We start from the raw sequence: 24277 nt of genomic DNA, 5'->3' as shown, positions 1-24277 counted from the left end.
GATGGGCTTCCGTTGGTTGATGATCCCATGCACGCTATCGTCTCGCTCCTTCAGATCGCTCCAGTACGCCGTAAACTGATCCCATCGCCAGACTATACGTTGTGAGCATGGCCAACGAAAACATCGCAGGCCAAAAGCCCAGTCCGGTTGAGGTTGCAAACGAGCCGAGACCGATCATCGGAAACGCCAGGAGATTCATCACCAGCCAACCGCAGATGCCGAAGACCAGTCCCTTGGAGGTGCCGCTGCCCCCGGGCAGATATCGATAGAGATACCCAAAGACGAGGCCGATCACGGTCGATCCGTTGAAAAACGAAACCAGCCAAAGGATTCCTGGGTGAATGTCGTGCCCGAACAAGTGGCCTGCAGCCATCTGGAAGTTCTCGTAGGGCTGGAATGACGGCAGGATTCCGGCCTTGGCCTTGAAGTACATGAGCGCCGTCGAAGCGGCGCTACCGCAAAATCCAGATATGGCGGACTTCCAGATCCACTCCCACACCGTGTGAGTTCGACGAGGAGGTGTCGTTAGCCCCGTTGTTTGCAGCTCCGTTGTTTGCATGGCTAAACAGTTTGCAAGGTACATTTCCAATCACGTTGATCTGCGTCAAACAGCTGGAGTGCGGTCCGGCATTTGCGCGAAGCAGGCCCCCCGCAGATGTCCGCTCTTCATTTGCCAACGGTGCCCAACTCGACGTATCGGGAGCTCGTTGGTCGTCGGATGGACTTGGCTTCTGGACGTTCATGACAGAGTTCGTAGTTCGTCCACTCCGATCGGCGGCTTGTTTCGCCATCCAATAATGAAGGCCCGCTTTGTAAGCCTGTTTCGAACGCGAGCGATCTGCGTTCGCTCATGATCGAGCCGAAGCCGCAGCAGAGGATCGCGAGTCCCCGAGACGGCGAGGCTCTTGTTGATGACCCAGCCGAACGGATCGATACCGGCACGCCGCAGGTCATCCTGAAGGGAAGCGGCCTCGGAAACGGGCGTCGTCTCCGGCAGCGTAACCAGGATCACCTTTGTGTATGCGGGGTCCTGCAGCCTCATCAGCGGGGTAACGATACGCCCCGATCCGCCCGGTGCAAGTTGGCTGGTCATCTGGCGATGATAGGCGCCGGTCGCATCCAGCAGGAGCAGTGTGTGGCCAGTTGGCGCAGTATCGAGCACCACGAACGCGCTCCGGGCCTCCGCAACAACGTGCGAGAAGGCATGGAACACGGCGACCTCCTCGGTACATGGCGAAGCAAGGTCCTCGACGAGCAGGGCCTTGCCTTGCTCGTCGAGGTCACGGCCCCGGCTCGCCAATATCTTCGCGACATACCGCTCTGTCTCGACCCGCGGGTCGATCCGGTCGACCGTCAGGCCGGGCATAACGCCATCAACGACGAAGGCAACGTGAGCTGCAGGATCGGTCGTGCTGAGGTGGACCGCATGGCCTCGCTTGGCCAATCCCACGGCGACAGCGGCAGCGATCGTCGTCTTTCCGACGCCACCCTTCCCCATGACCATGATGAGTCCGTGCTTGCCCAGCGCAATTTCATCGACCAACCGCTCAAGACCCGGCAGGTCAATTGTCTCTGGGTCTGACTTGATAATTGCACCTGACGGTTGACTGGAGGGCGACAGGAGCCCCCTCAGTGCCGTCAGGCCGACGATGTCGAAAGCGACCAATGGAATTTCGTCTCGCGGCAGTTTTTTGAGAGAGGCAGGCATTGCCGCCAACGCCTCGTCCTGATCCCGCTCGAGGGCAACTGCGACGGCATCCGTCGGGTCCGAGGCGTGGAAACCCCCATTCACCACGATGAGCTGGTTCGACAGATTGAGCCCGTCGAGTTCGCCGGCCGTCCTGGCCGCTTCACGGATCGCACCCCGGTCGGCGCGAGTGACCAGGACGATGGTGGTCCGCGCGGAATCACCCAGCGCCTCGAGCGCCTTGCGAAAGCGATTCTCCTGCATCTTCAGACCCGAGTGTGGCCCGAGGCAGGACGCTCCCCGATCATTATCCTTGAGAAAGCCGGTCCATGCCTTTGGGAGGCTGAGGAGGCGTAGCGTGTGGCCGGTCGGGGCGGTGTCGAATATGATGTGATCGAAGCCCGCAATATCGCCGTCGAGCAGCCCTACAAATTCGTCGAAGGCGGCAATTTCAGTGGTGCAGGCGCCGGACAGTTGCTCGCGCACGGTCGACCGCTCGGGAGCGGTAACTTGCGGTCCGAGCTGTTCAAGGACCCGTGCACGATAACTCTCCGCAGCAGCCTCGGGATCGATATTCATCGCCGAAAGTCCGGTCACGTTTGGCACCGGCGTTGGGCGATCGGTCAGACCGACCTCGAGCATCTCGTCGAGGTTCGAGGCAGGATCGGTACTGACGAGAAGAACGCGAAGTCCGCGGTCCGCAAGGGCAACGGCGGTGGCGCACGCAAGAGACGTCTTACCAACACCGCCCTTTCCTGTAAAAAACAGATACGGCGTCGGGGCATTCAGCGCGCGAAAGTGAGACATCATAAGCTATTCCACTCAAGCCCCCCGCGTGGTTGGCCTCGGTCGGGACCCGGGGATTAGATAGCAGCGCTCCAAATCTTTGTTGCGATGGATCAACGGACGTCCGCTGAATAATCCGCTTTTCGGGCCCATGCCCTGTCATGGCCGCTTGAGCTCTTGAAAAGACTCAAGCCGCGGCGCCGTCGCTCCTCTGTCGCGAGTCCGAGAATATATCCCACAGCGCGATAAACATGGCAGCGATCACGGGGCCGATGACAAAGCCGTTGAGACCGAAGGCTTCGATCCCGCCAAGCGTCGAAAAAAACACCACATAGTCGGGCATCTTGGTGTCTTTACCCACGAGCATCGGCCGCAGGAAATTGTCCACCAGGCCAATGACGAAGGCACCGTAGGCAATCAGGACGATGCCCTGCCAGATAGCGCCGGTTGCAAGTAGATAGATCGCCACCGGCATCCAGACCAAGCCAGACCCTATCGCGGGCAGCAGCGAGAGGAAGGCCATCAAGACTGCCCACAGCAGCGATGCGTTTATACCCAGGAACCAGAATATCACTCCGCCAAGACCACCTTGCAGCAGTGCGACGAGCAAGTCTCCCTTGACGGTCGCCCGGATAACGATGGTGAATTTGAGCAGAAGAGCGTTCAATTGTTCCGGGCGCAGCGGTATTGCGCCTTTCACGCGCCTCGACAGCGTCGTCTCGTCGCGAAACAGGAAGAACAGCAAGTACAGCATGGCGAAGAGGTTCACAAAGAACCCGAAAGTGCTTTGACCGATCTCAAGCGCCTGTGCAGCAATGAACTGGCTGCCCTTCAAGAGGGCACCAGACACTTTGTCCTGAACCCCACCAAGGCTCGCGAGGCCGAAGCGATCGAGCAGACTGGTTAGCCAGGAGGGAAGTGCATCCACAATCTGCTGGAACGACCGGACGAGATCCAGTTCGCCTGACTGGACACGCCCGTACACGGAAGATGCTTCCCGAGCCAGCGCTCCACCGACCAACGCCAACGGCAAAATGACCATCATCACGATAATCATGACCGTCAAGATAGCAGCCAGGCTGTGCCTATGATCGAGAATCTCCAACAGTCGCCGGTACAGCGGAGCAAACACCACGACCGCCACAACGCCCCAGAGAATCGCGCCGTAGAATGGCCAGAGAATCCATCCGAACGCGAGTGAGACTGCGACGACCAGGGAAAGGAACACTTTGTCTTCGAAGGTGCTCATGTAGGCTTCCTGTTGAACCGAGTGCGACCTTACACAATGCAACTCCGCTCAATCTTCAGGTTTCTCCTATTGATCGTCAATCGTGCCGAATTCCACGACTGGCGTGATCCAATAAACCAGCCTCGTTCCTGCGAACGCCGTCTTTAACCGGCCCAGCAATCGTGCAGCATCCCGCCTCTCCAGAATTGTCCGCACCAAGACCTCATCGGCGTGCCCCTTCACCTGCTCGGCCGTCGTGTGCAGCCGCACGGTCGGACCGTGGCCGGCGCTCTCTGAGGCCGTAAAACCGGATAGCAGATCGCGCTGCTCGCTGAGATAATCAAACAGTTCCTCGCGAAGCCTGCGAGCAGCGACGAGCGTCAGGCAGACAGATTCAACCGTCATTTGGACCCCTTAGCCGCGCGGCCGAACCGACGATAGAGAATTGGCAGAAGTACAAGCGTCAAAAGCGTCGATGACAGCAGCCCGCCAATCACCACGATGGCCAGCGGCTTCTGAATTTCGGAGCCAGGGCCGGAGGCGAACAGCAACGGGACCAGTCCGAGCGCGGTAATGCTGGCGGTCATCAGCACCGGCCGGAGCCGGCGCTTGGCGCCCTCCATGACAATGCTCTCCTCCGGGACGCCGTGCGCGCGCAACTGATTAAAGTAGGAGACCAGCACAACGCCATTCAGAACGGCGATGCCGAGCAGCGCGATAAACCCGACTGAAGCCGGAACGGACAGGTACTCGCCCGTCAAAACGAGAGCAAAGACGCCGCCGATGAGAGCGAAGGGGATGTTTATCAGGACCATCAGCGCCTGGCGCATCGAGCCGAAGGTGGTAAAAAGCAGTACGAAAATCAGTCCAATGGCGACCGGGACGACGACCGACAGACGTGCAGCGGCGCGTTGCTGGTTTTCGTACTGGCCGCCCCAGGTCAGCCGATAGCCCTGCGGCAGCGCCAACTCTGTTGCAACCCTCTGCTGCGCAGCCTGGACGAAGCCCACCATGTCGCGACCTCGAACATTGGATCGAACCACGCTCATCCGGGTCCCGTCCTCGCGGTCTATCTTCACGGGACCGTCGACCCGATGAATACGCGCAACCTGTGAGAGGGCCACGTGCTGACCGGACGCAAGCGTCAGGGGCAAATTGGCCAGCATGGTGGGTGCTTCGCGGGTCTTCTCGCTGCCGCGCACCAGTATCGGCGTGCGGCGCCCCTCTTCAAGCGCCGTGCCGATGGTGCGCCCCTCAATCTGCGTGCGCAGAGAGGCGGCAATCGCGTCCACCGCCAAGCCGAGACGACCCGCCTCCAGTCGATTGACCACAATCGTATAGTACTGCGCGCCTTCGTTGAGCGTCGTGTAAACATCCTCGGCACCATCGATGCTGGACAGGATCGCGGAGAGGCTGCTTGCAATTTCGTTGAGCTTCGCGATGTCAGGACCGAAGATCTTCACCGCGACGTCGCCACGCACGCCGCTTATCATCTCCTGGACACGCATGTCGATCGGCTGCGTAAAGCTGAGAGACAGCCCCGGAAAGTCGGCGAGCACATGCCGAAGCTGCTGAAGCAGGACGGACTTTTCCGTCGTCTTCCGCTCGTTCGGCGGCTTTAAGACCAGAAACGTGTCGGTCTGATTGGGCCCCATCGGGTCGAGACCCAGCTCATCCGATCCCGTTCGGGCGATGGCACCCGCAACGTCGGATACCTGCGTCAAAATCGCGGCTTGAAGCCTGGTATTGATCGCAATTGACTGATCGAGATTGATCGACGGAATTGCCTCGACGCTGACGATAATGTCGCCTTCGTCCATGGTCGGCATGAATGTCTTGCCGAGCTGGGTGTAGGCGAAGCCCGCAGCAACGAGAGATGCCACTGCCGCCACCATCACCTTGCGTTCATTCGCCAATGCCCAGCGTAGCGCCGGCGCGTAGCCTCGTGAAGCAAGTCGAATCAGCCATGGTTCCCGATGCGGGGCCGCCTTGAGAAGAAACGAGGTAGCGACAGGAAGGACGGTGAGCGCCAGCAAAAGCGATGCGGCCAATGCAAAGATGATCGCGAGCGCCACGGGGATGAAGAGCTTTCCCTCGAGACCTTGCAACGCAAGCAGCGGCACGAAAACAATGATGATGATCATTACGCCCGTTGCAACCGGTTCGAGCACCTCGCAGACTGAACGAAACACAATGTGAATGAGCGGTGCTGTCTGTCCTTCCTGATCCTTGCTGAGGTTTCCCACGATATTTTCGACGACGACCACCAAAGCGTCGATCAACATGCCGATCGCGATCGCAAGGCCGCCCAAGCTCATCAGATTGGCCGACATCCCGACCACGCGCATGACCATCAGAGCGATCATGATCGCGAGCGGCAGGCTTAGGGCAATCACCAGCGACGCACGCCAGTTACCGAGAAACAACAGTAGCAAGACGATGACGAGGATGGTGGCTTCCCCCAGCGCCCGGACAACCGTCCCGACGGCGCGGCCAACCAGCCGGCTTCGATCGTAAAACACGTTGACGGTAACGCTCTTCGGAAGCGACGGTTGCAGCTCCTCTAGGCGCCGGCGCACATCGCTGACGAGCTGGCCGGCATTGGCACCGCGCAATCCAAGCACGAGTCCTTCGACCGTTTCGCCCCGACCGTCGATCGTGACAGCTCCATAGCGCGTCAGCGAACCGACCTGAACACGGGCGACATCGTTCACTCGGATCGGGACCCCGTCCCGGGTGTCAATGACAATCGCCTTGATGTCATCGATTGAGCGGATGCTGCCCTCGATGCGGACGAGTGCGCTGTCTTCACCCTGGTTGACGCGGCCCGCGCCATCGTTGCGGCTATTTGTCTCGATCGCCCGCCGGAACAGTTCAGACGAAATGCCGCGTGCTGCGAGTGCATCGTTCAGAGGCACGATCTCGAATGCCCGGACATGACCGCCGAGCGAATTGACGTCAGCAACCCCCGGAACAGTCCGCAACGCCGGCCGGATCACCCAATCGAGCAACGTTCGACGCTCCGCCAGCGAGAGATCGGGGCTGTCGATCGTGAACATGAACATTTCGCCGAGGGGGCTAGTGATCGGAGCCAAACCACCGGTCACCCCCTCAGGCAGATCGCGCGCGATGTTCGATAAGCGCTCGGAGACCTGATTGCGCGCCCAGTAGATGTCGGTGCCATCTTCAAAGTCGAGCGTGATGTCGGCGAGTGCATATTTTGTCGTCGAGCGAAGGATCTTCTTGTTGGGCAATCCGAGCAATTCAAGCTCGATCGGAACCGTGATCCGCTGTTCAACCTCTTCCGGGGTCAGGCCCGGCGCCTTCATGATGATCTTCACCTGTACGGGCGAAACGTCGGGAAATGCGTCGATCGGCAGGGTAGGCAAAACAACGACGCCTGCGCCGATGAGCAGAAGCACGCTCAAAGCGACGAACATGCGCTGCGAAAGCGCGAACGCGACCAGACGCTCAAGCATTACTCGCTGGCTCCGAGCCGCAGCAGAATTCCCCGGAGGGCCGAGATGCCGCTGACGGCCACCTCATCCTTGTCCGTAATCCCGCCCGCGACCACGACATGATCCTGATCCTCGGCGAGCAGCGTCGTGGGCACCAGGCGAAATCCGCTCTCGGTTGCAACAAAGACCGACGCATTATCACCGCGACGCACGAGCGCCGCGTACGGAATCTCCCAGGCACTTTCACCCGACGAAAGAAAGCTGATCCGCACCGCGGCAGTTTGTCCGGGGCGTAGTTCACCCGTGTTCGGCACTTCCGCGCGCACCAGGATGGTTTGGCTCGCCGCATCGGTCGTTTCCGAGACCAACACGACATGGCCCGGAGTCGCATAACCGTCGATTTCCACTTTCGCGCCGGGCCGGATAGCACGGATGCTCGATGCCGGAATCGCAATCTCGGCCCAAAGGGCCGACAATCGAGCGAGCTTGACGAGCGGCGCAGCTTGCTCCACCCGTTGGCCGGGGGAAACCACAATTTCGACCACCGTTGCCTGCTGTGGCGCTGCGACCGAAACGGTTGCCGTAATCGCCGTCTCGCTGGTCAGGCGCGCAATTGCGTCGTCTGAAAATCCGCTGAGCCGAAGCATTTGCCGCCGCTCGGCCAAGGCGATGCTTGCCTGCCGCGCTTCGGCCTGGCTGGTCTCCAGAACACGTTGCGGCACCGCCTTTCCCTCAAACAGATCCGTATTCCGTTTCAGCTGCTGGGCGGCAAGCACGTCTTGGGCGAAGGCGTGCAAATAGTCACGTTGAAGCGAGACAAAGCTAGGGCTCTCAAGCGTTACCAGCGGCCGGCCGGAGTCCACCCGGTCGCCTCGCGCGACCGAGAGACTGGCGACCATACCGGCTACCGGAGCGCTCACGACCCACAATTGGGGAGTCGGGATCACGATCTGAGCGGGGTACGGCAGGGTCTGATCAGTTCGGCTCGAGACGGGATGTACGACGCGAACGCCCAGGGTTTGCGCTTGTGCGGGACTAAGCTTCACTTCCTCGTCAGCCATCGACGCGGCTGGGAGGCCGACGAACGCGAGCGTAAGCACTGCTCGCGCCAAGCTCTGCCAGGAGCGCAGGCTCAAGTTCACCGGACGGAGACGCATGATCAATGTTCCATTGTCTGCCGACGATCGAGCGACACCGGGCATCTGTGAAAGCGAGCCGCGAGTCTTGGCCGACACGACAAGAATACACCGAGGGACTACAGCACACAGTTGATCCATGTCAGCGTCATGTCGGACGCGATCTGCTATCCTGAATAGCGACGAAATCGGTCTAACGTCCGCTTTTTGCGCCCTTACAGCCATTCCTGCTGTCTGCCCGGCGCGACACTCCGCCGAGAAAGCGGAAACGAAATGCCGCCATCGGGTGCCTTCATTTGCCCGCGCTGGGTGCCGTTGCGGGCCTCACCTCAAGCGTTCTGCTTCTTGTTATCGATCTGATCGCCCAATGATGATGCTCATTGCGCTATGCCCTCAAAACAGCTTTGGCCCAGGCCGATCCTGCTTGGCAGTCCAGGTCATGAGAGTAGCCGTTCCAACCAGGAGGGCGATACCGGCAATGCCAACGGCGACTTGCATCGCGATGGTGCTGGAAGCTGTGACCAGAATGACATAGCCGAAGAATGACAGCAAAATGCTCAGGCAATACATCGCCAGCGAGTTTTCGCCGCAGCGGATCATCGCCACCGTCCATGGGTTCATCAGGCCGCGCCAGTCCCGAGGCATCAGGCGGGAGACAACGATCGCCAATGCCAGAAAGTGCAGCACCCGCAACGGTGAAAGGTGGCTTTTATCAATAGGATAAATCATTGATGAAAGCCAATCAGGCGTCATCTGTTCAAGCGCCTCAATTTGCCAACTCAACGCGATGGCAAGACTGAATGCAAGATAGAGCATCGACAGCACCAGTGCGGCGCGCGACCGGACCATTGCCCTCAACCGACCCGTCGCCTCGCACGAATACCAGGCACCAAGCACGAACAGCAATTGCCACGCCAACGGATTGAAATACAACTCGCCGCTGGGCCACGCTGGCACGTGCCAGCTGAACAGCTGCACCATCAGATAAATAAGAAGCGATGCTACCAGTGTTACCGCAGCGTTGCGGGTAAAAAGCCAAAGAAGGCCGGGAAAGGCCAGATGCAGAAGCACGAAGGTTGGCAGTATGTCGGTATTGAGGGGCGCATACTGCATCGCCGCGGCGTGGAGAATGGCCGCACCGGGATTTTCGAAGAATATCCTCGTGTTGGTCTCATCAAGATAGCGGTGACCGTCGCCGAGCAGCCAGACCAGAGCGAAATAGGCGATCAGCAATAGAAGGAACGAAGCGTAGATTTCCCCGCCTCGCCGCAGCGCGCGAACCACCGTCGTTGGCCACCCCTGTTCGCGCAACCCGCCGCCATAGGCGTGCATGCAGGTGTACCCCGATACGAACACGAACACTTCCGAGGCATCGCTAAAGCCATATTTGCGTAGGGTGAGCCAATCGAGCGAACTGTCGGGAATATGATCGATGAGGATGAACCATAGCGCCAGCCCGCGGCATGCATCCAGCCGCAGGTCACGGCCATCTCCGTCCCCGCGAAGAGACGTTTGTGCCTGGAGAGCGGATACCCAGGTTTGCGGCTTCATCGGCATGAAGGAACCCCAATTGGTGTACCAGGATGTGAGCGGAGGACGGACCGATCGGGCCGTCGCACGCGATCGGGCTGCTGTCCCGCTTGGCTTCGCGTCGTCACAACAAACCCAGGCTGCGGATTAGCACGTAGATTGCCACCGCGAATATCATTGCAGCGAACACGGTGTTCAACGCCCCCTTGCGGTCGGCAAGCGAATTGGCCGAACGGGCGCCGAGGAGCCCGCCGAGAACGCCGCCGGCGATGAACAACGTGGCCAGAGACCAATCCACAAAGCCCGACACGGCATAGTTTGCCGCCGTTGTCAGCCCGAATGCCGTCACCGCAAGGAGAGACGATCCGACAGCATAGAGGATCGGCATGCCAGTGGCCGCGATCAGCGCCGGGACGATCAGGAATCCGCCGCCGATGCCGAAGAATCCGGACAAAGCTCCCGTGAGGAGCCCCGAAGCGAGGAGCTTCGGCAGATTTTCCCGGTTGAGCCGCACCGACGGCTCGCCTGCGCCGGAGCGCCCCTTCAACATGAGGGCGCCTACGACGAGCATGACGACGGCGAACAGTGCGAGCAGCTTCTGACCATCGAGGATCTTGCCGAGCGTCGAACCGAGAAGGGCACCGGCGATGCCTGCGAGCGCGAACACAGAGGCGCAGCGCCATTTCACGTTGCCGGCGCGGACGTGGTTTGCAAGGCTAGCGGCAGCGTTCGCCGCGACGGCGATCGCACTGGTCCCGATCGCGACATGCGGGTCCGATACCCCGACCAGATAGATCAGGAGCGGCACGGCCAGAATCGAGCCGCCCCCTCCGACCAGCCCCAGCGAAAAGCCGACCAGGGAACCAGAGGCGACGCCGAGCGCGCCTTGCGTCAGCGAAAGCATCGTGAAAACTCCTCAATTCGCAACGTCATGCGACTTGCACCGGCAGATGCTGCGGTCCCAGGCGCCCGCATGAGGATGCGAGCCATACCGCAAAAACCCTATGACGCCGGCCATAACGAACCCGGCACGACGAAGGCCGGCCGGCGAAGAACCGGAGGAACACAGGAAGTCCGACCAGCGTATCCACGAAGGCGAGACTTCTTGCGCCGATCGGCGCCTGGTGTTGAACCTCGAGCAGTCAATGCTGGCCAGTCGCGAGCGGCAGACCCGCTTTGCGCCATGCATCGAGCCCACCTTCGACGATGAAGGCTTCGCAGGCTCCGTCCAGCTTCGACGCGAGCCGCGATGCGTTGGCTTGCGTGCGAGCGCCTCTCTTGCAGTGGAAGATGACCTGCTTGCCCTGATGCGCTGCAAGATCGGCCTCGTCGAGCGTCGACAACGGCAGGTTCCGGGCGCCCGGGATCTTCTCGCGAGCGTGCTCATCCACTTCGCGGATGTCGATGAGGATAGCGCCACTGTCGATAAGATTGCGCGCGTCTGCTGGATTGATTGTGGGTAGCGACATTCTTGGCTCCTTCTGTTGGCCTATCTGCTCTTCGTTCTGACAGGCGCGCAGAACAGCCTGTAGAGCGCTGCGAAGAGCTGCTCGATGCGCGGATCGGAAATGCGATACCAGAGCGTCTGGCTCTCCCTCCGGAACGTGACGAGTCCCTCCTCGCGCATCTTTGCGAGATGCTGGGACAAAGCTGATTGCGACAGGCCCGCGACTTCAGCGAGGGAACTCACGTTGTCCTCGCCGCATTCAACGAGCCTGCACAGAATCATCAACCGGCGCTCATTGGCGAGCGCCCGCAAGATGGCGGCAACCTCGACGGCCTGCTTCTCGAAAGTTTCCGAATCGAACGTTGGGAACGCCATCGGTCCATCTCTTCTGGTTTAGACATTGCTTATTTAGCTTTTGCTAATATATACGTCAAGGCCACCGGACGCTGACATCAGGAGGTTCCAGAAATGGCGCGACCCATCATCCGATCATTCTTCGACGAGCCGACCAACACGGTGAGCTACCTGGTGGCCGATCCGACAACGAAAACGGCCGCGATCATCGACCCGGTGTTCGACTATGACCACAACTCAGGCGAGGTGGATACGCGCTCCGTCGAGGCGATGCTGAAAGCAGCGGAAGACGCGGGCAACACCATCGAATGGGTTCTTGAGACTCATGCGCACGCCGACCATCTCTCGGGCGCGCCGTTCATCAAGGCGATGACCGGCGCGAAAGTGGGCATCGGGGAGCACATCAAGGATGTCCAGCGCATCTTCCGACCGATCTTCAACGCCACCGACTTGAAGACCGACGGCAGCGATTTCGATCATCTGTTCCGGGACGGCGAACGATTCAGCATCGGAGAACTCAGTGTCGAGACCCTCTATACGCCGGGGCACACACCTGCGGACATCTCCTACAAGATCGAGGACGCCGTGTTCGTCGGCGACACTCTTTTCATGCCGGACTACGGCACGGCGCGCGCCGACTTTCCCGGCGGCGATGCGCACAAGCTCTACCGGTCGATCAAGCGGCTCCTGGCTCTGTCACCGGAGACACGGCTGTTCATGTGTCACGACTACAAGGCTCCCGGCCGCGACACCTTCGCCTGGGAGACCACTGTGCGCGAGCAGCGCGAGAACAACGTCCACGTCAAGGAAGGTGTCTCTGAAGACGAATTCGTGGCCATGCGTCAGGCGCGCGACATCAAACTATCGGCGCCCAGGCTGCTGCTGCCCTCCATCCAGGTCAACATCCGCGCCGGCAAATTCCCCCCGGCCGAAGCCAATGGAGTGCACTACCTCACGATTCCCGTAAAGCTGAAGGGGGACGCCCGGACCTGCGTGTAGGCAAGAGGCCTGTCGCGCGTCATGCCGCGGCACCGGTCGTTGCTCGAACGCCGAACGTCAGCTCCGATCTGGTGCCGCTGCGACCCTCGCGGTTCGATATGGTGAGTTCCGCTCCCACCTTCGCAAGCGCGAGCTTGACAATCGCAAGGCCCAGCCCGCTTCCGACCGGACTCCGCAGTCTTCCGCGAAAAAAGCGCTTGCCGATTTGATCGAGTTCGTCGGCTGGAATCCCCGGCCCCTCGTCCTCGATCGCGATGGCGTTCCTTCCGGCGGTCCAGACGACACACCCCTCGCGGGTGTGCTGTATGGCGTTTTCATGCAGGTTCCGAAGCGCGAGTTGGAGGCATTCTGCGTTGGTGTTGAGCACCATCGCCCGGACGCTGGCATCGATCGTCACGGTCGTGCGATCGTTCCTTGGAGTAGCAGCGACGATTTCCTCCAAGATCGGTCCGACCGCGACGGGCGCCAGCGGCGCATCGACGGTGTCGGAGTCCAGCCTTGCGATCGTCAGCAGTTGGCGCACCAGGCGTGCGCTCCTGTCGACGGCGGTTACGATCTGCTCGAGTGCACCGCGCACGACCTGTGGATCCTCGGCGGCCAGAGCCACCTGCGCCTGCGTCTTCAGGCCCGCCAGCGGCGTGCGCAGTTCGTGAGCGGCGAAAGCAGTTACCTCTCGTTCGTGCCGGCGGGCGGCCTCCACCCTGCTGAGAAGGCCGTTGAGCGCGACCGCCAGCGGCCTGACTTCGGCTGGAGCCCGGTCGGTTGCCACGTGCCGCATGTCGTCCGGCTCCCGCGCGCAGAGATCCTGGGCCATTCGCCGCAGCGGGCGCAGGCCCTGCCCGACGCTCGCCCAGATCGCCGCACCAAGTAGCGGCGCGATCAGCAGCGCGGGCAGCATCAGCCCCTTGATAAGATCGGTCACCAATCGCTCCCGCAGCCCGACGCGGTCCCCGACCATCACGCGCAGATTGTGATCGGCGTCTTCGACGGAGAACACGCGCCAGGGTTCGCCGTCGATGATCCGGTCGGAGAAGCCGGATGCGGCGGGCGAGAGCTGCTGGTCGGGCGCGCCGCTCGACTTCGCGACCATGCGACCGTCGAGAGACCAGATCTGGCACGACAATTGGCGCTCGTAGCTGCCGAGCGGCTGCACGGCGGCAGGCGCTGAGCTTCCGGGAAGGCCGTCGAATCCGGACGCGAGCGAGGCCACCATGCGCGCGGCCTCCTGCAGGCGCGTGTCGAGAACGTGCTCCAGCTCACCGCGGCTGCCGACGTAGATCCAGATCACCGCGGCCAACCAGATGAGACCCGTCGCCGAGACGAGCATTGCGAACAGCCTCAGCTTCAGCGATTTCATTGGGTCCGTCCCATCCGATATCCGACGCCGCGCAGCGTCTGGATCGCGTCCTTTCCGATCTTGTTTCGCAGATTGTGGATATGGACCTCGACCGCGTTGCTTTCGACGTCCTCCTGCCATCCGTAGAGGCGCTCCTCCAGTTCGGCACGCGAACGGACCTGCTCCGGACGCTCCATCAGCGCTGCCAGGATCGCGAACTCGCGGCGCGATAGGTTGATGGGCTCGCCGGCGACAGTCGCCGAAAGATCAGCTGGCGAAAGCACGATCGCACCGTGGGTCATGGTTGGAGCGGCACGTCCCCCTTCCCGGCGGACGATGGCGCGCAGGCGCGCTGCCAGTTCATCGAGATCGAACGGTTTGGCCAGGTAGTCGTCGGCTCCGGAATCCAGTCCCGAGACCTTGTCGCCGACGCTGTCGCGCGCCGTCAGGAGAAGGACGGGCGTCGCGTCCCGGCGTCCCCGGAGCTTGCGGAGCAGTTCCAGGCCGCTTCCATCCGGCAGCATGATGTCGAGCACGACCGCCGAGTAGCGCGACGTCGCGAGCGCGGCGTCGGCGTCCTCGCACGTCTCGACCGCGTCGACGGTCGCGCCTGTCAACGACAAGCCCGCCCGCAGACCGTCGGACAGGATCGGATCGTCTTCGACGACAAGTATGCGCATCAGCACCTCCGAGGGTTCCTCTCGGTCGCCCGCCTTAAGGCTGGCTTAAGGTAGCCTATCCAAGACGCGGCATCCGCTCACAAAACGCAAGGCCGCCACCGAACATGCCAGGCTTTAAGCGACTTTCGATCGTATTGCTTGTTCTGCTGTCCTCGTTCGCGACGGCGCAGGCGGTAACGCCGCCGTCTGCAGACCAGGCGTTCCAATTGAAGGTTTCGCGCGACGACGCGGGGTTGTCGCTCGTCTGGACGATCGGGCCGGGCAGCTACCTCTACCGCGCAATGATCGCCGCCAAGAACGTGGTCCCCCCCGGGACGCCCGTCACGGTCCAAACGCCCCAGGGAGAACTCAAGGATGATCCGGATTTCGGACCGCAGGAAATCTACCGGAACTCCGCAAAGGCCAAGATCGCGTCGACCGATCTGCGAGGGCTGCACGAAATCGTAGTTGCCTATCAGGGCTGTGCGGAACAGTACCAAATCTGCTACCCGCCGGTCGCCAAGACGATCGATCTGCAGACGCTGGCGATCAAGGACCGCGACGACGCGCGCGCTGCCCGGTCTGGACTCTCATCACCGTTCGCGGACGCTCCAGACGCAGCCGGCGGACCCAGCGACGGCGGTTCGACGAAAGCCGCGCCCACGTCTGCCGATGGCATTTCCTATTGGGTGACGCTTGGAGGCATGCTGGCGTCATTCTTCGGCTTCGGCGCTCTGTTGTCGTTCTCACCATGCACTTTCCCGCTGGTGCCGATCTTCTTCGGCCTGATGGCCCGCTCGCAGGAGCGCCTTTCGTTTGGTCGCGGTCTTGCCCTCGCGGCAACGTTCGTCGGCACGTCGGCGTCGGCCTACTCCATGCTGGGCGCATTCGCGGCCTGGTCCGGATCCGGAGAGAACCTGCAGATCCTGTTGCAGACACCCGTCGCGCTGGGCGTGATGAGCGCGGTCCTCGTCATCCTCGCACTCTCGATGTTTGGACTCTTCGAAATCCAGCTCCCGGCTGCCTTTGTCGACCGGATATCAGGCGCGGCGTCCGGAGGCAGTCGCGGACCGTTGGCCGCCGCCGCCGTTCTCGGATTCGGATCGGCGCTGATCGCCGGCCCCTGCGTGACGCCTCCACTTGCCACCGCCCTGCTCTATGTCGCGCGCACCGGCGACGTCCTGCGCGGCATGGCCGCCCTCTTCCTGTTCGGCATCGGCATGGGCGTGCCGCTCCTGGTCTTCGGAGCGCTAGGGCCGAGATTCCTGCCCAAGCCAGGCCCTTGGCTCGTCTGCGTCAGGCATGCCTTCGGGATCATCCTCCTCGCCGTCGCGATCTCCATCTTCTCCCGGGTTCTATCGGAGCAGACCACGCTGCGGCTCTGGGGCGCCCTTGCGACGGGTGTCTCGGTCTATTTCGGAACGCAGTTCCTGATGGCGAACAGTCGATGGCGCTTCGTGTCGATGGGCATGGCGAGCTTCGCGCTCCTGGTCGGCTCTGTCCTGATGATCGGATCGGCGGGCGACGACGATCTCAACGCGACCCGCATCCTCGATCAATTCGTGACGCGCGAACCCGGACCTGAAGCCCCCGTCCAAACGATCCGATCGGTCGCCGCGCTGGAGCACGAACTCGCTGCGGCGCGTACCGACGGGAAGCCAGTCATGCTCGACTTCTCCGCCGACTGGTGCGTCGAATGCAGGGTCATGGACGCCGTCCTGCGCAAACCTGAAGTACGAGAGCGGCTGCAGGATTTCAGGATGGTACGGGCCGACGTGACCGCCGTCGATGACGCGAGCCGCGCCTTGATGAAACGCTTCGAAATCGTCGGGCCGCCGACGATCCTGCTGTTCGGCTCGCACGGAAGCGCCAATCCCTCGATCAAAATCGTTGGCGCGGTCGATGCCGACGCCCTGCTCGGAAAACTGTCGACCGTCGCTTCGGCCGACTGACCCCACCTCACGGAAAAGGAGTGCAAACATGCTTCAGCACATTTCTCGACGCACGCTCGCCCAGATGATCGGGGTCGCAGGCGTCCGCTACCTCGTCGGTCCCGCGCGCGCCGACGACGGCCCCACCGAAGCGGACGTATCGCGCGAAGCCATCCTCTACGATCCCGCGACACCGACCGCGGGAAACCCGAAGGGCGATCTGACGATCGTAGTCTTCTTCGATTATAATTGCCCCTTCTGCAAACAGGCGGAGCCCGAGCTCGAGCGGTTGGTAAAGTCCGATGGCAAGATCCGCCTCGTCTACAAGGACTGGCCCATCCTCACGCCGGACTCGATCAAGGGCGCGCAGTGGGCTCTGGCCGCCAAGTATCAGAATCGCTACGACGACGCGCATTTCGCGATGATGGGAATGCCGGGGCCGAAGATTCCCGCCGAGCGGATGCGGGAAGCGATCGCGAAGTCCGGCGTCGACATGGATCGTCTCGATGCCGATCTCCAGGCCCACGGGGACGACATCACCAAGCTCCTGCGACGCAACCTCGCCCAGGCGGATTCGCTCGGTTTGATGGGCACGCCTGCCTACATCGTCGGTCAGTACCGTGTGACCCAGGCCCTGAACTACGAGGGCTTCAAGCGAGTTGCCGCCGATGCCCGCGCACGGGCGACAAAAAAGTGAGAGCGCTGTACATGCCCAGCGCGGAGCTTGAGCGGAATATATGTGTCGCAGAGCTGTGCAGCAGCTCCCCAGCCAGGCCGGTTTCGTGAGTGATTGTGGGCTGGGCGGGCGAGCTGGCTGGGGCGGGAGGGATCGAACCTCCGAATGGCGGAATCAAAATCCGCTGCCTTACCGCTTGGCTACGCCCCATCAGGCGACCGGAGATGGCGGAAGAATTGGCGCCCGCGGATTCTCTCTCCGGTCGCTGCCGGTCTATAGGGAGAGAAGCGGTATTTCAACCGGTTGAAGGGCAAAATACCACCGCCGACGGCGCGTGCGCGACTTGAGCCATCCAAAAAATGTGGGCGGAGTCCGCCTCAATAATGGCGGACGAAATGGCATTTCCAAAGGGATTAGGAACTCGGATAGCTTCAGGCGCAAATGAAAGAGGCCGCCAACCGGGCGGCCTCCAATTTAGCGGGGAAGTCTGGAAGGATGATATCAGAGGGGCGGCTGGCCCGGTCCCGAGCCGGGACCGAACGGGCCGCGCAGGTTGCCCGGGCCCTGGAATGCGCCAAAGATCGCGCCGCCGACCCACTCAACGGCGTCCTTGATCGCGCCGCCGATGGCGCGGAAGGCGTCGCCCAGCCAGTTACCGCCGACAATCGTTTCGAGATCCGAATCCGTCAGCTCGATGATTTCCGAACTCTTATGCTCTATGTTCTGCATCGTCTGCTCCTGTTGAGATCGGGCGGACCATTCCGCCCCCTGATGAGGAGAACCATTCCCCTCGGCACCTGTGACCGCAGGAGTACGCCAGGCGGTTCTCTCTGGCTGTGACGAGCATCACGCAGATCGAATTGGGCCCCCAGAATCAAACTCAGAGCCCCCGGGGGGCAAATACGGGCGGCAATCGCCGGCTTTAAATCGCGCCACACTCTATTATTGGGCCCTTGCAACGCTCCGTTCCGGACCGCCGCTGTCCCGGCCTCCCGCCCATTGAGACCTCTGCCGTTTCATGGGAATACGGCGCCAAGATCTGTCCCGCCAAGACCTGTCCACGGGGAGTGAGCCATGACCTACCGCGCGCCGATCTCTGACATGCTGCTGTCGCTCAACCATGGCGCCGGCCTGAAGGCCGCCCTGGAAGCCGGCCATTACGGCGAATTCGACGCCGACATCGTGAGCGCCGTGCTGGAGGAAGCCGGCAAGTTCGCTTCGGACGTGCTGGCGCCGCTCAACCGTGTCGGCGACGAGCACGGCATCAAGCTTGACGACGGCAAGGTCACGACCGCGCCGGGCTGGCCGGATGCCTACAAGCGCTGGACCGAGGGCGGCTGGAACGCGGTGTCGGGCCCTGAGGATTTCGGCGGCCAGGGCCTGCCGATCGCGATCAATGCCGCCTGCACCGAGATCTGGAGCGCCGCGAACGTTGCCTTCGGCCTCTGTCCGCTGCTGACGGCCTCGGCGATCGAGGCGCTGGATGCGCATGGCAGCGATGAGTTGAAGAAGATCTATCTCGAAAAGCTCGTCTCCGGCGAATGGACCGGCACGATGCAGCTCACCGAGTCGCAGGCCGGCTCCGACGTCGGCGCACTGCGCACCCGCGCCGAAAAGCAGGCCGACGGCACCTATCGCATCAAGGGGACGAAGATCTTCATCACCTATGGCGAGCACGACATGACCGACAACATCGTGCATTTCGTGCTGGCACGCCTGCCCGACGCGCCCGCCGGGACCAAGGGGATTTCGCTGTTCCTCGTGCCGAAGTTCATGGTCAACACCGACGGCTCGCTGGGGCAGCGCAACGACATTTTCGCAAGCGGCGTCGAGCACAAGCTCGGAATGCATGCCTCGCCGACCTGCACCATGACCATGGGTGACCATGGCGGCGCGATCGGCTTTTTGATCGGCGAAGAGAACCAGGGCATGCGCTGCATGTTCACGATGATGAACCAGGCCCGGCTCGGCGTCGGCCTCGAGGGCGTCGGCGTCGCCGACCGGGCCTTTCAGCAGGCCCTGTCGTATGCACAGGAACGCAAGCAGGGCCGCGCCGTCGGCAAGAAGGGCGACGGGTCGGATGCGATCTTCGTCCATCCCGACGTCAAGCGCATGCTGATGCGGATGCGGGCGCAGACCGCGGCGGCGCGCACCATCTGCTATGCGACGGCGGTTGCGCTCGACGTCTCGACGCGTGCCAAGGATCCGAAGGTCCGCGCCGACGCTGCCGCGCGCGCAGCGCTGCTGACGCCGATGGCCAAGGGCTATTCCACCGATATCGGCAACGAGGTCGCCTATCTCGGCGTGCAGGTGCATGGCGGCATGGGCTTCATCGAAGAGACCGGCGCCGCGCAGCACTACCGCGACGCCCGCATAACCGCGATCTACGAGGGCACCAACGGCATCCAGGCCATCGACCTCGTCACGCGCAAGCTCGCGGCCAATGGCGGCGCTGCGGTGTGGGCGCTGCTCGACGAGCTCTCCGCAACCGTCAAGCAGGTCGAGGCCTCCAACGATCCCGCCTTCGGCACCACGGGTACAAAGCTGCGCGAGGCACTCGATGCGTTGACGCGCACCAGCAAATGGCTGCTGGAGCGCGTTGCGTCCGCGCCCAACGAGGCCCTCGCCGGCGCGACCCCGTATCTGCAGCAGTTCGGCGCCACGCTCGGCGGCTGCATGCTGGCATCCGAAGCGCTCGCCGCGAAAGCCGACGGCAACACGGACGCCGCGCGCTACGTCTCGCTGGCGCGTTTCTTCGCCGAGAACATCACCGTGCAGGCCGGTGCGCTCGAGCGCACCGTGACGGAGAGCGCGGATTCGGTTGCTGCGGCGGATGCGGTGCTGCTGGGGTAAGGCCGGATGACGACCACCGGCAGCACCAGCACCACCATGACGATCGTGGCCGCCAGCAATTCGGCTCGGAAAAGGTCCAGCGAGCGCATTGGCACGCCTGCAGGATGATGTAGGCTGACGCCTCGCGAGACTCGCAAGCGTCAAGCGTCGCGGCGACTGCAGGGGGCTTTCATGCCGAATGGCAATATCGTCGTCACCGAAGAGCGGGAAACGCGGGTGATCACCCTGCGTCGCCCGAGCAAGAAGAACGCGATCACGCAGGACATGTACCGGGAGATGAGCCGCGCGATCGACACTGCGCAGAACAATCCCGACATCCGCTGCATGATCATCACCGGCGGCTCCGGCGTGTTCACCGCCGGCGACGACATCGACGATTTCATGCACGCCGACACCTCCCGCCCCGAGACGTTGTCGGACGGCGCCAGATTTCTCTATTCGCTCGCCCTCAACGTCAAGCCGATCATCGCGGCCGTGGACGGCGCGTCGATCGGCATGGGCACCGTGATGCTGTTCCACTGCGACTACGTGCTGGCTTCGAACGCTGCGACCTTCTCGGCGCCCTACATCCGCCTCGGGCTCGTGCCGGTCGGCGCGGCCAGCCTCCTGATGCCGAACACGATGGGCTATCAGCGTGCCTTCGCCATGCTGGTGATGGGGCGGAGTTTCACTGCCGCAGAGGCGCATGCCGCCGGCTTCGTCAACACCGTGGTCTCGCCGGGACATACCGAGGTCGAGGCGCGCAAGGTGGCGCGCGAGATCTGCAAGCTGCCCGCCGAAGCCGTCGCGATCTCGCGCAAATTGCTGCGCGTGCAGCCGGAAGAGCTCACCCGCCGCATCGACCAGGAAGCCCATCTGTTCGGCGAGCGGCTGAAATCGGAAGAAGCCATTGCCGCGTTCAACGCGTTCGCGAACAGAAAGAAGCGGTGAAGCACGCGACTCTCCCCTGGGGGGAGGCGCGCGGCACGCGCGGTGTTTCGGCAAAAGGCTTCGTGAAATCTTCGCGCGGAACGATTAATCTGGTTCCATGCGACATCTCTTCCGCCTGACCGCCTTCACATTGGCACTCGCCGCCCTCCCCGCCTCGGCCCAGACCGCAGCGCCGGTCGAGCTGCGCATCCTCGCGATCAACGATTTCCACGGCAATCTGCGCCCGCCGCCGGGCGGCATCCGGATCGGCGATCCCGAGGATCGAACCAAGAAAGTGACGGTGACCGCCGGCGGGGCCGAATACATGGCGACGCTGGTGAAGCAGTTGCGCGAGGGGCACAAGAACACGATTTTCGTCGCTGCCGGCGACCTGATCGGCGCCAGCCCGTTTTTGTCGGCGATGTTCCACGACGAGCCTTCGATCGAGTCGCTCTCGATGATGGGGCTCGCGATCACCTCGGTCGGCAATCACGAATTCGACGAAGGCACGGCTGAGCTCCTGCGGATGCAGAATGGTGGCTGCCATCCCGTCGACGGCTGCCAGGGGCCGCATGCCTTCACGGGCGCCAAATTCCACTATCTCGCCGCGTCCACCTTCGAGACGTCGACCGGCAAGAGCGTGCTGCCGCCTTATGAGATCAGGAAATTCGAGGGCATCCCCGTCGCCTTCATCGGACTGACCTTGAAGGAGACGGCGGGCATCGTCTCGCCGGCCGGAATCACTGGCCTCGAATTCCGCGACGAAGCCGAAACGGTGAACGCGCTGGTGCCGCAACTGAAGGCGCGCGGGGTCGAGGCGATCGTGGTGCTGATCCATCAGGGCGGCGAGCCCGCCGGCGACTACAATGAATGCCCGGCGATCACGGGCCCGATCGTCGATATCGTGAAGAAGTTCGATCGCGCCGTCGATGTCGTCGTCAGCGGCCACACTCACCGCGCCTATGTCTGCGACATCGACGGGCGGCTCGTCACCAGCGGCGACAAATACGGCACGCTGGTCACTGCCATCGACCTCAAGCTCGATCCTGTAACCCGCGACGTCGTCGGCGCCAGGGGCGAGAACGTCATCGTCGCCAATGCCTCGCTGGCCAGGGATCCCGAGCAGACCGCATTGATCGATGCCTACGACAAGCTGTCGGCGCCGATCGCCAATCGTCCGGCCGGATCGGTGACGCAGACGCTGTCGCGCATTCCGAACGAGGCCGGCGAAAGCGCGCTCGGCGATATCATCGCGGACGCGCAGCTTGCCGCGACCAGGGACGCCAAGGAGGGCAGCGCCGTCATCGCGCTCACCAATCCCGGCGGTATCCGCACCGACATCGTTCCAAGGGAGAACGGCGCGATATCCTTCGGCGACGTCTTCGCGAGCCAGCCGTTCCGCAACCGCCTCGTCACCATGACGCTGACGGGCAGCCAGCTCAAGGACATGCTCGAGCAGCAATGGCTCGATCCGAAGCGGCCGCGGATCCTCCAGGTGTCGAACGGGTTCAGTTATGCCTGGGACGCGGCAAAGCCCTTCGGCGAGCGCGTGATCGCCGAGAAGATCACGCTCAACGGCAGGACGGTCGAAGCCGGAAGCGGCTACCGTGTCACCCTCAACGATTACCTCGCCGTCGGCGGCGACGGTTTTACCGTCGCCAAGCAGGGCACGGCGCCGCAATATGGCGGCTACGACGCGGACGCGCTGTTCGCGTTCTTCAGGGCGCACGGACCGATCGGGCCACTGCCGCTGAGCCGCATCCTGCGCGTGAATTGATTCGGATCAAATGGACCGGTCCGGGACAACCCTTTGCCATTCCCGATGGAACGCATAGATTGTGTTTTGCATTGCGTTTTGGCGCCGGATGCGCCAAGCGACGTCGAGAGCCCGTAGCTGTGAGGCCGACCTGATGAGCACGCTTCTCCTCTCCCACAAGGCCTGCCTCGACCACGTCACGCCGCCGGGACATCCTGAAAGGCCCGACCGCCTGCGCGCGGTGGAGGAAGCGCTGTCGAATGAGCGCTTCCAGTTCCTGGCGCGCGACCAGGCTCCGGAGGGCGACCTCGATCTGGTCACGCTGTGCCACAACGAGGATTACGTCACCGAGCTGCGCCACATCGCGCCGACCAGCGGCCAGGTCTATATCGACGGCGACACCTCGATGTCGCCGGGCACGTGGGAAGCGGTGATGCGCGGCGTCGGCGGCGCGGTCGCGGCGACCGAAGCAGTGATGAACGGCGAGCATCGCAATGCCTTCGTCGCGGTGCGCCCGCCGGGCCATCACGCCGAGATCGGCAAGCCGATGGGCTTCTGCTTCTTCGACAACGTCGCCATCGCCGCGCGCCATGCGCAGCGCAAATACGGCATCAAGCGTGCGGCCATCGTCGATTTCGACGTGCATCACGGCAACGGCACGCAGGACATCTTCTGGTCCGACCCGACCGTGATGTACTGCTCGACGCACCAGATGCCGCTGTTTCCAGGCACCGGCGCCAAGGGCGAGCGCGGCGACCACGACACCATCGTCAATGCGCCGCTCGCTTCCGAGGACGGCGGCCCCGAATTCCGCTCCGCATTCGAGAATTTGATCCTGCCGCAGCTCGAAAAATTCAGCCCCGAGTTGCTCGTGATCTCGGCAGGCTTCGACGCGCACTACCGCGATCCGCTGGCCTCGCTGAATTTGCGCGCGGAGGACTATGCCTGGGTGACGCGCAAGCTGATGGACCTCGCCGACAAGAGCGCCGGGGGGCGCGTTGTTTCTGTGCTCGAAGGCGGCTACGACCTGCAAGGATTGAAAGAATCTGTTACGGCGCATGTCGGCGCCCTGATGGGCGCCTGACGCCCCCGCCACATTAAGCCCGCAAAACTCTGCTTCTTCTGGATCTGAAGCGAATCGGGCAATCGGAAACCTAGATGGCCGAAAACACCCAAGTCGACGTCTCCAGGCTGACCTTCGAGCGCGCGATCGAGGAGCTCGAGACGATCGTGAAGCGGCTCGAAGACGGCAAGGTGCCGCTCGAGGAATCCGTGACGATCTACGAGCGCGGCGAGGCCCTGAAGCGCCGCTGCGAGGAGCTGCTGCGCCAGGCCGAGGCGCGCGTCGACAAGATCACCACCGATGCCAGCGGCCAGGCTACCGGAACCGCGCCGCTCGACGTCCAGTAAGGCCCACCGTTCGAAGCCGCCCGCCGCGAGCAACGGCCGCCCGCAATTTTTCATGATCGCACGTTGCCATTTGCGTGTTTGGGCCCGGGTGGCGAAGCACGACGATCGGGGAACTCCCCCAC

General features: G+C 62.6%; 21 protein-coding genes and 1 tRNA gene. 8 read left to right on the top strand and 14 right to left on the bottom strand.

Annotated features, from left to right (window positions below; translation table 11 throughout):
• Nucleotides 1-34 precede the first annotated feature (34 nt).
• The 10 genes from OC450_RS06495 to OC450_RS06450 form a co-directional block, all read right to left on the bottom strand.
• On the bottom strand, nucleotides 35-559 hold the full coding sequence (locus tag OC450_RS06495; protein ID WP_315986382.1) for a DUF6789 family protein: 525 nt from the start codon (nucleotides 557-559) through the stop codon (nucleotides 35-37).
• Nucleotides 560-739: 180 nt separating this feature from the next.
• Nucleotides 740-2494 (bottom strand): arsenical pump-driving ATPase, encoded by a 1755-nt coding sequence (gene arsA, locus OC450_RS06490; protein WP_262047571.1) that lies wholly within the window; start codon nucleotides 2492-2494, stop codon nucleotides 740-742.
• A gap of 166 nt (nucleotides 2495-2660) precedes the next feature.
• Nucleotides 2661-3722 (bottom strand): AI-2E family transporter, encoded by a 1062-nt coding sequence (locus OC450_RS06485; RefSeq protein WP_262047487.1) that lies wholly within the window; start codon nucleotides 3720-3722, stop codon nucleotides 2661-2663.
• Nucleotides 3723-3788: 66 nt separating this feature from the next.
• On the bottom strand, nucleotides 3789-4106 hold the full coding sequence (locus tag OC450_RS06480) for a DUF3240 family protein (RefSeq protein WP_262047486.1): 318 nt from the start codon (nucleotides 4104-4106) through the stop codon (nucleotides 3789-3791).
• Nucleotides 4103-7180: an efflux RND transporter permease subunit gene (locus tag OC450_RS06475; protein WP_262047485.1), complete on the bottom strand. Its 3078-nt coding sequence runs from the start codon at nucleotides 7178-7180 to the stop codon at nucleotides 4103-4105. Before OC450_RS06475 ends, OC450_RS06480 begins: the two co-directional genes overlap by 4 nt.
• Complete coding sequence (locus tag OC450_RS06470) at nucleotides 7180-8316, bottom strand: efflux RND transporter periplasmic adaptor subunit (protein ID WP_262047484.1); 1137 nt, start codon at nucleotides 8314-8316, stop codon at nucleotides 7180-7182. Before OC450_RS06470 ends, OC450_RS06475 begins: the two co-directional genes overlap by 1 nt.
• A 372-nt stretch (nucleotides 8317-8688) precedes the next feature.
• The gene (locus tag OC450_RS06465) at nucleotides 8689-9852 is read right to left on the bottom strand and encodes an OpgC domain-containing protein (RefSeq protein ID WP_306235319.1); all 1164 of its coding nucleotides are present in this window, start codon (nucleotides 9850-9852) and stop codon (nucleotides 8689-8691) included.
• A 97-nt stretch (nucleotides 9853-9949) separates the two neighbouring features.
• Nucleotides 9950-10729 carry a sulfite exporter TauE/SafE family protein gene (locus OC450_RS06460; protein ID WP_211382528.1) on the bottom strand — a complete coding sequence of 260 codons (780 nt, stop codon included), beginning with the start codon at nucleotides 10727-10729 and terminating at the stop codon, nucleotides 9950-9952.
• 238 nt (nucleotides 10730-10967) lie between these two features.
• The gene (locus OC450_RS06455) at nucleotides 10968-11294 is read right to left on the bottom strand and encodes a rhodanese-like domain-containing protein (protein ID WP_262047483.1); all 327 of its coding nucleotides are present in this window, start codon (nucleotides 11292-11294) and stop codon (nucleotides 10968-10970) included.
• A 20-nt stretch (nucleotides 11295-11314) separates the two neighbouring features.
• Entirely contained in the window at nucleotides 11315-11647 is a 333-nt protein-coding gene (locus OC450_RS06450; protein WP_262047482.1) for an ArsR/SmtB family transcription factor, read from the bottom strand.
• Between the two features lie 93 nt (nucleotides 11648-11740).
• Here OC450_RS06450 and OC450_RS06445 point away from each other — a divergent pair, with 93 nt between their 5' ends.
• Nucleotides 11741-12625: an MBL fold metallo-hydrolase gene (locus tag OC450_RS06445; RefSeq protein ID WP_262047481.1), complete on the top strand. Its 885-nt coding sequence runs from the start codon at nucleotides 11741-11743 to the stop codon at nucleotides 12623-12625.
• A gap of 19 nt (nucleotides 12626-12644) precedes the next feature.
• Here OC450_RS06445 and OC450_RS06440 read toward each other — a convergent pair whose 3' ends face one another.
• A complete protein-coding gene (locus OC450_RS06440; RefSeq protein WP_262047480.1) occupies nucleotides 12645-13982 on the bottom strand; it encodes an ATP-binding protein in 1338 nt (445 codons plus the stop codon).
• A complete protein-coding gene (locus OC450_RS06435; RefSeq protein WP_262047479.1) occupies nucleotides 13979-14641 on the bottom strand; it encodes a response regulator in 663 nt (220 codons plus the stop codon). The genes OC450_RS06440 and OC450_RS06435 overlap by 4 nt, the downstream gene beginning before the upstream one ends.
• Before the next feature lie 104 nt (nucleotides 14642-14745).
• On the opposite strand from OC450_RS06435, the gene dsbD reads away from it, so the two are divergent.
• Together dsbD and OC450_RS06425 are read left to right on the top strand one after the other, a co-directional pair.
• Complete coding sequence (dsbD, locus tag OC450_RS06430; protein WP_262047478.1) at nucleotides 14746-16572, top strand: protein-disulfide reductase DsbD; 1827 nt, start codon at nucleotides 14746-14748, stop codon at nucleotides 16570-16572.
• 40 nt (nucleotides 16573-16612) lie between these two features.
• Complete coding sequence (locus OC450_RS06425) at nucleotides 16613-17248, top strand: DsbA family protein (RefSeq protein ID WP_262047570.1); 636 nt, start codon at nucleotides 16613-16615, stop codon at nucleotides 17246-17248.
• Between the two features lie 114 nt (nucleotides 17249-17362).
• Here the strand turns inward: OC450_RS06425 and OC450_RS06420 are convergent.
• Together OC450_RS06420 and OC450_RS06415 are read right to left on the bottom strand one after the other, a co-directional pair.
• Nucleotides 17363-17437, bottom strand: a tRNA-Gln gene (locus OC450_RS06420).
• Nucleotides 17438-17728: 291 nt separating this feature from the next.
• Nucleotides 17729-17956 (bottom strand): hypothetical protein, encoded by a 228-nt coding sequence (locus OC450_RS06415; RefSeq protein WP_211382524.1) that lies wholly within the window; start codon nucleotides 17954-17956, stop codon nucleotides 17729-17731.
• Between the two features lie 345 nt (nucleotides 17957-18301).
• Here OC450_RS06415 and OC450_RS06410 point away from each other — a divergent pair, with 345 nt between their 5' ends.
• The 5 genes from OC450_RS06410 to OC450_RS06390 all read left to right on the top strand — a co-directional run bounded on the left by OC450_RS06410 (nucleotide 18302) and on the right by OC450_RS06390 (nucleotide 24155).
• Nucleotides 18302-20080, top strand: coding sequence for an acyl-CoA dehydrogenase (locus OC450_RS06410; protein ID WP_211382523.1), 1779 nt, complete (start codon nucleotides 18302-18304; stop codon nucleotides 20078-20080).
• A gap of 171 nt (nucleotides 20081-20251) precedes the next feature.
• Nucleotides 20252-21010 carry an enoyl-CoA hydratase-related protein gene (locus OC450_RS06405; protein WP_211382522.1) on the top strand — a complete coding sequence of 253 codons (759 nt, stop codon included), beginning with the start codon at nucleotides 20252-20254 and terminating at the stop codon, nucleotides 21008-21010.
• A gap of 97 nt (nucleotides 21011-21107) precedes the next feature.
• Nucleotides 21108-22766, top strand: coding sequence for a bifunctional metallophosphatase/5'-nucleotidase (locus tag OC450_RS06400; RefSeq protein WP_262047477.1), 1659 nt, complete (start codon nucleotides 21108-21110; stop codon nucleotides 22764-22766).
• 133 nt (nucleotides 22767-22899) lie between these two features.
• Nucleotides 22900-23829 carry a histone deacetylase family protein gene (locus OC450_RS06395; RefSeq protein WP_211382520.1) on the top strand — a complete coding sequence of 310 codons (930 nt, stop codon included), beginning with the start codon at nucleotides 22900-22902 and terminating at the stop codon, nucleotides 23827-23829.
• 74 nt (nucleotides 23830-23903) lie between these two features.
• Complete coding sequence (locus tag OC450_RS06390) at nucleotides 23904-24155, top strand: exodeoxyribonuclease VII small subunit (RefSeq protein WP_008132970.1); 252 nt, start codon at nucleotides 23904-23906, stop codon at nucleotides 24153-24155.
• The last annotated feature ends 122 nt before the right edge of the window (nucleotides 24156-24277 follow it).

This window comes from Bradyrhizobium sp. Bra78, assembly GCF_024519855.1.
GTDB lineage: Bacteria > Pseudomonadota > Alphaproteobacteria > Rhizobiales > Xanthobacteraceae > Bradyrhizobium > Bradyrhizobium japonicum_G.
This window is presented reverse-complemented; position numbering and strand designations above follow the sequence as displayed.